Here is a 13,666-nt window from a genome sequence, read left to right as displayed (position 1 = left end):
AACAAACAATCACTCAAATTCATTACTGCACTTTCTTACCTCTTTCCCTGCAACGAGAAAGTGCACATCGATAAGAAGGAAAACATCATGGCTTTCAACCTACGCAACCGTAACTTCCTAAAATTATTAGACTTTACTCCGCGTGAAATTCAACACATGTTGGACCTATCCGTGGAGTTGAAAAAAGCGAAATACAACGGCTACGAGCAACCTCGTCTGAAAGGTAAAAACATAGCTCTGATCTTCGAGAAAACGTCGACTCGTACCCGTTGTGCCTTTGAAGTTGCGGCTTTTGACCAAGGCGCTCAAGTATCTTACTTAGGCCCAACAGGCTCTCAGATTGGTCACAAAGAATCGATGAAAGATACTGCACGCGTTTTAGGCCGCATGTACGATGGCATCGAGTACCGCGGATTTGGTCAGGAAATTGTCGAAGAGCTAGGCGCTTACGCAGGTGTACCAGTATGGAATGGCCTGACCGATGAGTTCCACCCGACGCAAATTCTCGCTGACTTCCTAACTATGATGGAACATGGCCGTGGCAAACAGCTACACGAAATGAAGTTTGCCTACCTAGGTGATGCGCGCAACAACATGGGCAACTCTCTGATGGTTGGCGCCGCTAAGATGGGCATGGATATTCGTCTCGTCGCGCCTAAGCAGTTCTGGCCAGAAGAAGCACTTGTCGCACAGTGCCGTGAGATTGCTGAAACAACCGGTGCGAAAATTACCCTGACTGAAGATGTTCAAGAAGGCGTTCAAGGTTGTGACTACTTGTACACGGATGTGTGGGTATCGATGGGCGAAGCAAAAGAAGCATGGGCAGAGCGTATCAACCTCATGCTGCCTTACCAAGTCAACATGGAAATGATCAAAGCAACAGGTAATCCTCATGTGAAATTCATGCACTGCCTACCTGCCTTCCACGGCGAAGATACCACGGTAGGTAAACAGCTTGCTGAAGAATACCCAATGCTTAAAAACGGCTGTGAAGTGACTGATGAGGTGGTTGAATCTGACTACTCTATTGTGTTCGACGAAGCTGAAAACCGTATGCACACCATCAAAGCGGTGATGGTAGCTACACTAGGTGACTAATATCATCGATTAAAAGTAATCATACTCAAATTAGACTGAGTATTGTTTGCAGGGAAATGCGGGTGGCGTTCATCATGTATCAAAAAACATGCTGAATAAAGCCCGCATTTTTTTTCACACTTAAGGACTCATCATCGCTCTCAATGCAAGACAGCACAACCGCTGCAAACGTGCCGCTAAAATGGGCGAAATACGCATAAAAATCCAATTTATGAATACTTTACGCAAACGATTGCGTTGGCTTTTTTTGTCCGTATAATCCTCCGCAATTTGTATTCGGAGGATCAAAATGAACCTGTCAGCAACCACTCAATGTTGGCTTAACTTATGCCCTGACTCAGGGACATGTGTGGTTTCATTTTATTCTATCGATCCTTTTCAAGCCTCCTATTTAGGAGGCTTTTTTTTGTCTGAAATTTACATCAACCCATGGATTAGCAATCTACAAGGGTTGGACAAACTCACCCATTGAGACGAGGAAACACTGCTATGGCGCATTCGTTATTTAACAAGCACATTATCTCCATTCCTGAGCTCAGCCGCAGCGAGCTAGAGCTTATCGTCGACACCGCGGCTAGGCTAAAAGCCGAGCCAAACCCGACACTGCTTAAAAACAAAGTAGTGGCCAGCTGCTTCTTTGAACCTTCCACTCGCACTAGGCTGTCATTTGAAACGGCTGTGCAGCGCCTCGGTGGCACAATCATTGGCTTCGACAATGGTGGAAACACGTCACTGGCGAAAAAGGGGGAGACACTGGCCGACTCAGTTCAGGTGATTGCTTCTTATGTCGACGCCTTTGTGATGCGCCATCCACAAGAAGGCGCAGCGCGTTTAGCGTCCGAATTTTCCAATGGCGTACCTGTGGTCAACGGGGGTGACGGCGCGAATCAGCATCCAACTCAGACTCTGCTGGATTTGTTTTCTATCTACGAAACCCAAGGCACGCTCGACAACCTCAATGTCGCGTTTGTGGGTGACCTTAAATACGGTCGTACTGTCCACTCTCTGACTCAGGCACTGGCTAAGTTCAACAACGTTCGCTTCTTCTTTATCGCTCCTGAAGCATTGGCGATGCCCGATTACATCTGTGAAGAACTCGAAGAAGCAGGCATCAAATTCAGTATGCACAACAACATCGAAGACGTCGTACCAGAGCTTGATGTCCTGTATATGACGCGCGTACAGAAAGAGCGCTTTGATGAGTCCGAATACGCTCACATCAAGTCAGCGTTTATTCTCACCGCCGATACGCTGAAAGAGGCGCGTGAAAACCTGAAGGTACTTCACCCGTTACCACGCGTCGATGAAATCACAACAGACGTCGATAAAACGCCACACGCTTACTACTTTGAGCAGGCTGAAAACGGTGTCTATGCCCGTGAAGCCTTGCTTGCCCTTGTTCTTAGTGAAACCCTTTAATTGCAGGAGAATTATCATGGTGAAAGAAACTCAACTACAAGTAGAAGCCATTCGTAACGGCAGTGTGATTGACCATATTCCTGCTAACGTCGGCATTAAAGTGCTCAAACTTTTTAAAATGCACAAGACCAATCAGCGCATCACCATAGGTCTCAACTTACCTTCTTCGGCGCTCGGCGAGAAAGACCTCATCAAGATTGAAAATGTCTATTTGACCAAAGAGCAGGCCAACCAATTGGCTCTGTATGCGCCGAAAGCCACCGTGAACCAGATTGAAGAATACCAGGTGGTCAACAAACTGACTTTAGCGCTCCCAGAACATATCCATAGTGTCTTTGAGTGCCCGAACAGCAATTGTATTTCGCACGGTGAACCTGTCGAAAGCCACTTTAAAGTCCAGCAAAAGCAGAGTCACGTTCAGCTAAAATGCCATTACTGTGAAAAAGTATTCTCACGCGAAATCATGGCAGAAGCGCGCTAATCAGCTCTGGCAACCGCTATTTAAAAATGCTGTGGATATTTATTCCCATTTGAGAATAAATATCCACACACCACAGAATTATCAACCAATAGAATCGCTAATTAATAGTTTTTAATTGGTGATCCCTTTCAAAAAGCCACACTTTGTTTGGTGTTAAAATACTCCCGAATCAAATCTTTAAGTCACCTCAGAAGTGACCGCTCAATGTCTGAAGGCACTACTAGGGAATGAAGTGCTGAAGGTCGCAAGGAAGAGTTATCTCTACGTCATGTTTTAAGGAGTTCGCATGAGTGAAACTCTAAATCTCGCTTCGGTGGATTACACTGAAGACAAAACCCTGACCGCAGCCTGTAAACGCCTGCTTCAACAACAGAGCTTTACCACTCAGAATGAGTTGCGCGAAGCACTGGTTGATATCGGCTTTGAAGGTATCAGCCAATCTACGGTCTCTCGTCTGCTGTCTCAGCTCGGGGTGGTTAAGGTCCAGAACGCCTGTGGTAAAAAGGTGTATTGCATTACCGTTGAAACCGCGCCCGTGCGTGTTGAGTCATCGATTTCTTCGCAGATTGAATTCATTACCCATAATCAGGCGATGGTGGTGGTTAAAACTCACCCTGGCAGTGCCCAGCTCGTCGCACGATTGGTCGACATCGACCCACACACCGAAATCCTTGGCACAGTCGGTGGCAACGACACCGTCCTCGTGATACCAAAAGACACCGATCATATTGATGCCTGCGAACGAGTGGTTCGTGCTCGACTCGGTGTGGTTTAAGTCTTTCCTATATCATCTCAACTTAAGTCAGGTATCGGCCTGACTTAAGCTTTTGAATTGGCGATATTTGTCGGAGTATGAAACTTATTCCCCCTTTCCCCTGTCTGATTGAGTTAAAATGATGAAAATTTAACTCAAGTGACTTTTCTATGCGTGCCGTCTTTTCACTGATTTTATTATGTCTGACTGTAGCTTCTGCCCCTGCTATGGCGCTTTTCGAGCAGTCTAACTCTGCGCCAAGCTTCGGAAATCAAAGCAATACGTTTGTCCCTGTCGATCAAGCTTTCCCGTTTAACGCCTATCAGCAAGGCGATAAGGTCTTCCTCGACTGGCAAGTCAAACAGGATTACTACCTCTACCAGCACCGTTTATCGGTCAGCGGCGAAAATGTCACGGTAGGCGAGCTGAAAATGGAAGACGGTCAGCCCTACAAAGACGAATTTTTCGGTGAGGTCAACATCTATACCACGCCTTTGTTTGTCGAAGTGCCTTTGGCCGATTATCAGGATGGCGCGCGTCTGATTGTCCAGTATCAGGGCTGTGCAAAAGCCGGATTTTGTTACCCGCCAGAGACCCGCGTGGTTGACTTAACCAGTTTCCAATCCAGTGCTGGTGACCAATCGGCGCCATCAGGTAACACAAGCTCCGCCCCAACAGACACTCCAGCCAAACCCTCACAGCCAGTTTCTAAGGAATCGAGCCTAGCATCTAGCCTAAGTGATAGCTGGTGGACACCCTTATTGTTTTTAGCACTGGGTGTTGGCCTTGCGTTTACGCCATGCGTGCTGCCAATGTATCCCATTTTGACCAGTATTGTGCTTGGCAGCGGCAAACTGAGCCACGGCCGAGCATTAGGCTTAGCGTTTATTTACGTTCAAGGGATGGCGCTCACTTACACCTTATTGGGATTGGTTGTCGCCTCTGCGGGTATGCAGTTTCAGGCTGCCATGCAACACCCGTACGTCCTGATTGGTTTGAGCGTCATGTTTGTCGCCCTAGCGCTGTCGATGTTTGGTGCCTACACCATTCAGCTGCCAAGTGCGGTGCAGACGTGGCTGAATAACTTAAGTAACAAACAACAAGGCGGCAGCTCGCTCGGCGTGTTTGCGATGGGTGCGATTTCTGGATTGGTTTGTTCCCCTTGCACCACAGCGCCGCTTTCAGGCGCACTGCTCTACGTCGCACAAAGCGGTGACTTACTCACGGGCGGCGTCGCACTGTACGCTCTCGCTTTGGGCATGGGCATCCCGCTAATGCTGGTTGCGGTATTTGGCAACAAACTGCTGCCAAAAGCCGGTAACTGGATGGACAGAGTAAAAACCCTGTTTGGCTTTATTCTGCTTGCTGCGCCAATCTTCTTACTTGAACGTATCCTGCCAGAAACGTGGGCGACCGGACTGTGGTCCGCACTTGGTCTAGCCGCTTTTGGCTGGCTGTACCATGTCAAAAATTCACTGCCATTTGGTGGCTGGAAACAAAGTGCGGTCGGTATCATTGCGGTTCTTGGCTTATTCGCCTCAGCGCAACCCGCACTCAACTACTGGTTTGGTGGTCATACAGAACAAGCGAAGCCTAGTATTCAATTTACACGCATTAGCACCGTGGATGACCTCAACAGCCAGTTGGAACAAGCTAAGCTGGCAGGCAAACCTGTGATGCTCGACTTCTATGCTGACTGGTGTGTGGCATGTAAAGAGTTCGAAAAGTACACCTTCCACCAGCCTGATGTGGAAGCGAAGCTACGTAATTTTGTGCTGTTACAAGCCGATGTCACCAAGAACCTACCGCAAGACATCGAAATGCTAAAAGAGATGAATGTGCTTGGCCTGCCAACCATAGAATTCTGGGACGCCAGCGGCCAACATGTCTCCAACGCCAGAATAACCGGATTTATGCAGGCAGCGCCGTTTTTGCAACACATCAACGCCCACAGCCTGTAAGCACCATCTGATTAACTTCACGCCAGTCTAACGACTGGCGTTTTTGTATCTCGTTTATTTATATGCAATTTGGCAATAAAACCCGATACAGTTCAGACTTTTAGGGTATGGATATTGTCCATACTCTCAAAGGTGACAATAATTCCTGTAAGCAAACTTTCAATAGCAGTTAACGTCATGGACTCGACCTACACCATTATCATCGCCGACGATCACCCTTTATTTCGTAATGCACTGTTTCAGTCTGTGCACATGGCGGTTAGTGGTGCCAATTTATTGGAAGCGGACTCCCTTGATGCGCTTCTGGCAGTCCTTGCCAAAGAAGACGAGCCCGATCTTCTGCTGCTTGATTTAAAAATGCCTGGTGCCAACGGGATGTCTGGGCTGATTCAGCTACGAGCAGAATACCCAGACATGCCAATTGTGGTCGTGTCTGCCAGTGAAGAACCATCCGTCGTTACTCAAGTCAAGAGCCACGGTGCTTTTGGTTTTATCCCTAAGTCGAGTGACATGCGAGAATTGGTCAGTGCATTGAATCAGGTCTTGAGCGGCGAACCTTTCTTCCCAGAAGGCTCCATCACCAACAACGCAGCTTGTAATGACTTAGCAGAGAAAATTGCCACTTTAACGCCACAGCAATACAAAGTACTCGGAATGTTATCTGATGGTCTGCTAAACAAGCAAATTGCCTATGAGTTAAATGTTTCTGAAGCAACGATAAAAGCCCACATGACCGCGATCTTTAGAAAGTTAGGTGTTAAAAACCGTACTCAGGCTGTGATTTTACTTCAGCAGCTAGAATCTGAATCTTAATTTTCTTTTTCACCCTATCTCGATCATTTATCTGCTAAGATAGTCAAGTCGGTCACCTGATCGACTTATTCATCCCTCTGTTTCACTAACTCTGGGAGTCAAATCATTGCTTAGCGTATTGATCACTCAATTTGTCGTTCTCTGGGCCGTCATCGATCCGATTGGTTCCGTTCCGGTCTATCTATCCCAAACTCAACACCTCACTGCCAAACAACGTCGTTTAGTGGCGCTCAAAGCGGTAGGTATCTCAACAGGCGTACTTCTGTTCTTCCTCATTGCAGGTCAGCTGCTGCTGGATGCAATGCAGATTCCTCTACCTGCATTTCAGGCAGCCGGTGGCTTAGTACTCTTGCTGTTCGCTCTAACAATGATTTTTGGTGAATCTAAGCCTGAACAGGAAACTAAGCTTTCTGAAGAAGTCAGCCACTCCGATCTGGCTGACTTAGCCGTCTACCCACTCGCGATCCCTTCAATTGCCTCTCCCGGTGCAATGATGGCGATCGTGATGCTGACCGACAACCACCGTTATTCTTTGGTCGACCAAGGCATCACCGCAGCGGTGATGGTGAGTGTTCTGTTGATCACCTTACTCCTGCTGCTTGGCGCGACACATATCCAGAAATGGATTGGCAATGTCGGCGCTGCGATCATCAGCCGAGTCATGGGGTTGATCCTTGCAGCAGTGGCTTTAAACAACCTGTTATTGGGTATCAAAGACTTCTACCTTGGTTGAATTATTTTATAAAGTCATCAACAAATCATTAGACCTTAGGCTAATTTAACACCACATTAACATCACAGAAATCTATCATTCAAATGTCAAGCGCCTGATTTTTAGGCGCTTTTTGTTTTTTCTCACGCGACTAAAGTTGAAAAGAGTTCTTGCCAGCGCCTTGCTAATGTAGATGGTGAAACATTTATTTAACAACGAAACCAATCGTAAGGAGGCGGCAATGGCGTTTGAAAGTCAGGAACGAGCCAAAGCCTACTGGGACAAAAACGTAAAACTGATGATTAGCTTAATGGTTATCTGGTTTGTCGTTTCTTTTGGCTGCGGCATTCTATTTGTCGACGAGCTTAACCAATTTCAGATAGGTGGTTACAAACTGGGGTTCTGGTTTGCACAACAAGGTTCCATCTATACCTTTCTAGGCATTATTTTCTACTACGCGTGGAAAATGCGCCAAATCGATCGCGAATTTGATGTGGACGAGTAAGGAGCAGTTCAGATGGATTTGAAAACAATCACTTATCTCGTTGTAGGTGCCACTTTTATCCTTTATATCGGTATCGCAATTTGGGCACGTGCGGGATCAACTAAAGAGTTCTATGTTGCAGGGGGCGGGGTTAACCCGATCGCCAACGGCATGGCAACCGCCGCGGACTGGATGTCTGCTGCTTCCTTCATTTCAATGGCAGGCCTTATCGCTTTCATGGGCTACGGTGGTTCTGTATTCCTGATGGGCTGGACAGGCGGCTATGTACTACTCGCTCTGCTTTTAGCACCTTACCTACGTAAATTTGGTAAGTTCACGGTACCTGAGTTCGTTGGTGAGCGTTTCTACTCCAATGCTGCACGTATTGTTGCGGTTGTGTGTCTGATTATCGCGTCAGTGACTTACGTAATTGGTCAGATGAAAGGGGTTGGTGTTGCCTTCGGTCGATTCCTTGAAGTGGATTACTCCACGGGTCTACTGATCGGTATGTGTATTGTATTCATGTACGCGGTAATGGGCGGCATGAAAGGCATTACCTACACACAGATTGCTCAGTACTGTGTACTTATTCTTGCGTACACCATTCCAGCTATCTTTATCTCGCTCCAGTTAACGGGTAACCCAATTCCACAAATCGGTCTCGGCAGTACCATGGCCGGAACGGATGTCTATCTGCTCGATCGGCTTGATCAGGTGGTGACCGAACTCGGCTTCAGTGAATATACCACCCAAGTACGTGGCGATACCTTGAACATGTTCGTCTACACCATGTCTCTGATGATTGGTACTGCGGGTCTACCGCACGTTATCATCCGTTTCTTCACGGTACCGAAAGTACGTGATGCGCGCACTTCTGCAGGCTGGGCGCTAGTCTTTATCGCGATTCTATACACGACTGCACCTGCGGTATCTGCAATGGCTCGTCTAAACCTAATGGATACAGTTAATCCGGCTCCAGGTCAGAATCTTGCTTACGATGAACGCCCTGACTGGTTCAAAAACTGGGAAAAAACTGGTCTACTTGGCTTTGATGACAAGAACGGTGATGGCAACATCCAGTACACATCAAATGCTGAAACCAACGAGCTGAAAGTCGACCGTGACATCATGGTATTGGCTAACCCAGAAATTGCCAAGCTACCTAACTGGGTTATTGCACTGGTTGCCGCGGGTGGTTTAGCCGCTGCTCTGTCTACCGCTGCCGGCCTGCTACTCGCGATATCTTCGGCAATATCTCATGACTTAATCAAAGGCGTGATAAATCCGAATATCTCTGAGAAGAAAGAGCTACTGGCGAGCCGGATATCCATGGCGGTCGCAATTGCTGTCGCTGGTTATCTGGGGTTAAATCCTCCTGGCTTTGCAGCAGGTACGGTGGCACTGGCCTTCGGTCTGGCCGCATCGTCCATCTTCCCAGCCTTGATGATGGGTGTTTTCAGTAAGAACATCAACAAGGAAGGCGCGATTGCCGGTATGATTGCAGGTATCACGATCACTCTATTCTACGTATTCCAGCACAAAGGCATCCTGTTCATCGCTGACTGGAAGTACCTAGAAAGCTGGGGCAGCAACTGGTTCCTAGGTATCGAACCTAATGCCTTCGGTGCTATCGGTGCGCTATTCAACTTCCTAGTTGCATTCGCAGTATCGAAAGTCACAGCAGAAACACCACAAGAAGTGAAAGATTTGGTCGAACACGTTCGTGTTCCAGCAGGTGCTGGAGATGCGGTAGATCACTAATCTACACTTAACTATTAAAGCCCCTCACGGGACGACCCGTCCGGGGCTTTTTTATTGCTCTTAATTCAGTTACCGTAGTTTCGAAATGTTGTCGCAAGGAAGCCAAGATGTTCAAAAATAAGCACTTTATTGTCGCTCTTTTGATTGCACCGATTCTGTCCATTATTGCCTATTTCGGCACTGACATGGCAGTCAGCGAAAAACCCCATGCCGCCAAAGAAGGCCAGAGCTACAAACTGGTCAGCAAATCAAACTGCCGCTACACCAGTGGTTTGTGCGATATGGAAAATGGAGACTTTAAGGTCAAGTTCCGCTCAGAAAAGCTTACTGATGAAAATCTTGAGTTATCACTTCATTCAGCCCATTCTCTCGAAGGCGTTAAGCTTTCTTTGGTCGACAGCCAAGAGCAGAACGCGCAACCAATCAATATGGAACCTGCCGATCAAGCAGGGCAAAACTGGTATATCACGTTACCTAAACCCACATCAGCAGACAGCTGGTTGAGAGTGGCGATTCAATCTGACGGCACGCTGTATTATGGGGAAACACAAACCGCATTCGTGAAATACGAAACACTGTTTACTGAGTAAACCGAAATTAGAGTAGCTAAAAGGGTTGACGTGAAGCGTCAACCCTTTTTATTTAAACGCACTGAGTCATATTCAAACGCACGACAGGATGCTTGTAAGCCTAGACCCGATTCAGAATCGCTCTAAGTTTGAGCGGTTTAACTGGCTTAGGAATAAAGCTAAATCCGTTAGATTTAATGCCATCCATCATGTCGTTGGTTCGGTCAGCACTGATGATCACCCCTTCAAAGCTATCTCCCAAGCGCAGGCGACACTGTTGGAGAACTTCAAGCCCTGTACGGCCATTATCGAGACGATAGTCGGAGAGAACCACGTCCGGCAGCCAGTCTTCGTCTAGACACTTCAGACTGGTGACAATATCGGTTGCCGTGCGCACGTTACATCCCCAACGCGCAAGCAAGTTTTCCATCCCGACCAAGATTTCCGGCTCATTATCAACACAGAGTACATTAAGGTGGCTGAGGTCAGAGACAGCAGCAGAAGGCGTAGCTTGCGGCTGGACCAAAGCTTCCGCACTGCGATTGAGCGTGATAGAGAACACGCTTCCTTTACCAGGCCATGAACGCATGGATATTTGATGACCAAGTACGTGGGCGATACCTTTCGAAATCGCTAAACCAAGCCCAAGCCCCTGATCCGAACGAACCTGACTGCCGCGGGTAAACTCTTCAAAAATTTCCTGCTGTTTGTCTTCATCGATACCGGTGCCGTTATCCCACACTTCAATCCTCGCCTGTTGACCTACCCGTCTTACCCCAAGCACCACCTTGCCTTTGGGGTTGTAACGGAAAGCATTGGTTAGGAAGTTCTGCACCACCCTGCGCAGTAGTTTCGGGTCAGATTGAACAATCAGCTGGCTTGGAACCATCTCAAACTCAATCCCCTGCTGTTTTGCCAATGCACTGAATTCAGCGTTTAGATTGGAGAGAACGTCATTAATTGCAAAGCCATGCACATTAATATCAAGCTTACCCGACTCCAACCGAGAGATATCAAGTAAGTCACCAATCAGATCTTCAGCGGCCTCCAAGGCGCTTTCAATATGCTTAGAGAGACGCTTGGTTTCCTCTTCTTGTGCCACCTCAGACAGTGACGAAGCAAACAAGCGGGCGGCATTGAGTGGTTGCATCAAATCATGACTGACCGCCGCAAGAAAGCGCGATTTCGACTGAGATTCATGCTCGGAGCGTTGAGTGGCAGAGACCAGCTGTTTGTTGAGTTGCTCCAGCTCTTGAGTCCGTTCATGGACCCGCTCTTCCAAACTTTCGTTAGCGTCTTTCAGTGCCTGTTCCGCATCACGGAACACCGTGATGTCAGTAAAACTCATCACAAAGCCACCGCCGGGCATCGGGTTGCCCTGCACTTCAATAACCCGACCATCAGGTCGAACTCGTGAAGAAGTGTGGCGGGTACCTTGTTCAAGGTGATAGATACGGCGACGGACATGATCTTCTGGATCACCAGGACCACATAGCCCCTGCTCAGCATTATGACGAATCACATCCGCGATCGGCCTGCCCACCTGAATCAACCCTTGAGGAAATACAAACAGTTCCAGATATCGTTGGTTCCATGCCACCAGACGAAGCTGCTTATCCACCACCGCAATGCCTTGTCCAATATGCTCAATCGCCCCTTGGAGAAGCCCGCGGCTAAAGTCATACAACTCAGAGGCTTCGTCAACAATGGTCGCGACTTCTTCCAGTTGCATGTTGCGCCCTTGTAGGGCAGAGGTCAGGACCAACTTTGCTGAAGAGGCGCCAAAGACGCCAGCCAACACCCGTTCCGTGTGGCGGATTAAACTGGCGGGTGCCTGCTGATTTGGCAGCATAGTTTCGTGTTGCTGGGCCCAGTATTGCTCAAACGCAATACGCACCCTTTGTCGACCAACAAATCGCGCAGCTAGCATTTCCAGCTCTCCCACCGTCACGCGGCTTTGGTAGAGGCTGATGTTCTCACTTTCTGGCATTGGCGTACCGACAAAAGACGCCGACTGCAAACGCTCACTCAGACTTGAACGCGTCATTAATGAGACCACTACATAGCACAGCGCGTTGATCGTCACGCTGAGGACAATTCCCCAGTCAGAACCTTTGATACCTGCTGATTGTAAAGCCTCTGGTGGTGTCACGAGCCACAGAAGGAAATTACTGTTGGCATCGCCAGCCAACATATCGGTCTGACTCATCAGGGTGATAAGCCATAAACCAAAACCAAACGCGAGGCCAACGTAGACCCCTTTTCGGTTGCCGTTACGCCAGTACATTCCTCCCAGTAGTGCGGGGGCAAACTGAGTAATCGCTGCAAATGAAAGAAAACCAATCGCTGATAGAGAGTGGATGTTGCCCAGAGCCTGATAGAAACCCCATGCACCAAGTAACAACAGTAAAATCAAACCACGTCGGATAACCAATAATAGGCCGGAGAAATGGCGGTGATTTCGCTGAGCAAGCTTCATCCGGCGCAGCAACAGCGGCATCACCAGATCGTTCGACACCATGATGGCTAAAGCAATGGTCGAGACAATAACCATTCCGCTAGCGGCAGACGTGCCACCGAGAAAAGCCAGCAAAGCAATATCCTGAGCACCTACGGCCATCGGTAAGCTAATCACATACGTATCCGGGCTCGCACTACTCAGCAGCCCCTGCCCTACCCAAGCAATAGGCAAAACAAAGATTCCCATCAGCACCAGATAAACAGGGAATAACCAGCGCGCCGTATGCAAGTCCTGTGCGCGCTCGTTTTCCACTACCATGGTATGGAACTGACGCGGCAGACAAACAATCGCCATCATGGTCAGCACAGTGTGAATTAATAATGTCGGTAGGTTTGGTGATTGATAGGTGTCAGAGGCAATCGACATCAGCTCGATGTCGCTGCGATTGAGTGCCAAATAGAGGATGAAACACCCAACTGCGAGGAATGCCACCAGCTTGACGATCGACTCAAATGCTATCGCCATCATCATTCCGCGATGGTGCTCTGTGTTGTCGATGTGGCGCGTACCGAACAACATGGTAAATATCGCCAATGCACCAACCACAAACCAAGATACATCCATGCCCCGAGCGTTAAATGCTTCCGGTAATTCCGGAGAGACGATCTCCAACCCCATGGTAATACCACGCAGCTGTAAGGCGATGTAGGGCAAGATCCCCGCCACGGCAATCAGCGTGACCGCGACGGCTAAACCCTGAGATTTACCATAGCGAGCAGCGATAAAGTCGGCAATCGATGTGATGTGTTCGCGCTTAGCGGTAATGATCAAGCGAGCTAGTACTCGCCATCCAAGGGTGAAAACCAAGATAGGTGCAATGTAAATCGGGAGGAATGACCACGGATTATTACTGGCCTGCCCCACCGTGCCATAGAAGGTCCACGACGTACAGTAGACCGCAATCGACAAACTGTAGATCCACGGCCGCCAGCGAGCTAGCCAACGATGCTGCTTATCGCCATACCATGCGATGAGAAAGAGGAGTCCGAGGTACATCAGTGATACGGTGATCACTAGCCAGCCTTGCATCTGATTTCCTTATCGAATTGAATTCCGCAGCTTTGTTTATACAAACAAAAACCTCTCCATATTG

Annotated in this window: 11 protein-coding genes; 10 read left to right on the top strand and 1 reads right to left on the bottom strand. The window is 48.3% G+C overall.

Annotated features, from left to right (window positions below):
• The first annotated feature begins 87 nt into the window (after positions 1-87).
• The 10 genes from IX95_RS22960 to IX95_RS22915 all read left to right on the top strand — a co-directional run bounded on the left by IX95_RS22960 (position 88) and on the right by IX95_RS22915 (position 10,073).
• On the top strand, positions 88-1,098 hold the full coding sequence (locus IX95_RS22960; RefSeq protein WP_006963254.1) for an ornithine carbamoyltransferase: 1,011 nt from the start codon (positions 88-90) through the stop codon (positions 1,096-1,098).
• A gap of 489 nt (positions 1,099-1,587) precedes the next feature.
• Entirely contained in the window at positions 1,588-2,517 is a 930-nt protein-coding gene (gene pyrB / locus IX95_RS22955; protein ID WP_006963257.1) for an aspartate carbamoyltransferase, read from the top strand.
• Between the two features lie 16 nt (positions 2,518-2,533).
• Positions 2,534-2,998 carry an aspartate carbamoyltransferase regulatory subunit gene (pyrI, locus tag IX95_RS22950; RefSeq protein WP_038164298.1) on the top strand — a complete coding sequence of 155 codons (465 nt, stop codon included), beginning with the start codon at positions 2,534-2,536 and terminating at the stop codon, positions 2,996-2,998.
• Between the two features lie 286 nt (positions 2,999-3,284).
• Positions 3,285-3,773: an arginine repressor gene (locus IX95_RS22945; protein ID WP_038164296.1), complete on the top strand. Its 489-nt coding sequence runs from the start codon at positions 3,285-3,287 to the stop codon at positions 3,771-3,773.
• 149 nt (positions 3,774-3,922) lie between these two features.
• A complete protein-coding gene (locus tag IX95_RS22940) occupies positions 3,923-5,713 on the top strand; it encodes a protein-disulfide reductase DsbD (RefSeq protein ID WP_038164294.1) in 1,791 nt (596 codons plus the stop codon).
• 177 nt (positions 5,714-5,890) lie between these two features.
• Positions 5,891-6,526, top strand: coding sequence for a response regulator transcription factor (locus tag IX95_RS22935; protein ID WP_006963261.1), 636 nt, complete (start codon positions 5,891-5,893; stop codon positions 6,524-6,526).
• A gap of 106 nt (positions 6,527-6,632) precedes the next feature.
• The gene (locus IX95_RS22930; protein ID WP_006963262.1) at positions 6,633-7,259 is read left to right on the top strand and encodes a MarC family protein; all 627 of its coding nucleotides are present in this window, start codon (positions 6,633-6,635) and stop codon (positions 7,257-7,259) included.
• Positions 7,260-7,479: 220 nt separating this feature from the next.
• Positions 7,480-7,743, top strand: coding sequence for a DUF4212 domain-containing protein (locus IX95_RS22925; protein ID WP_006963263.1), 264 nt, complete (start codon positions 7,480-7,482; stop codon positions 7,741-7,743).
• Between the two features lie 12 nt (positions 7,744-7,755).
• Positions 7,756-9,483, top strand: coding sequence for a sodium:solute symporter family protein (locus IX95_RS22920; RefSeq protein ID WP_038164292.1), 1,728 nt, complete (start codon positions 7,756-7,758; stop codon positions 9,481-9,483).
• A gap of 107 nt (positions 9,484-9,590) precedes the next feature.
• Positions 9,591-10,073 (top strand): hypothetical protein, encoded by a 483-nt coding sequence (locus IX95_RS22915; RefSeq protein WP_006963265.1) that lies wholly within the window; start codon positions 9,591-9,593, stop codon positions 10,071-10,073.
• 100 nt (positions 10,074-10,173) lie between these two features.
• On the opposite strand, the gene IX95_RS22910 is transcribed toward IX95_RS22915, so the two are convergent.
• Positions 10,174-13,602: a PAS domain-containing hybrid sensor histidine kinase/response regulator gene (locus tag IX95_RS22910; protein ID WP_038164290.1), complete on the bottom strand. Its 3,429-nt coding sequence runs from the start codon at positions 13,600-13,602 to the stop codon at positions 10,174-10,176.
• Positions 13,603-13,666 lie beyond the last annotated feature (64 nt).

Origin of the sequence: Vibrio sp. B183 (assembly GCF_000740665.1) — a bacterium.
Classification (GTDB): domain Bacteria; phylum Pseudomonadota; class Gammaproteobacteria; order Enterobacterales; family Vibrionaceae; genus Vibrio; species Vibrio coralliilyticus.
This window is presented reverse-complemented; position numbering and strand designations above follow the sequence as displayed.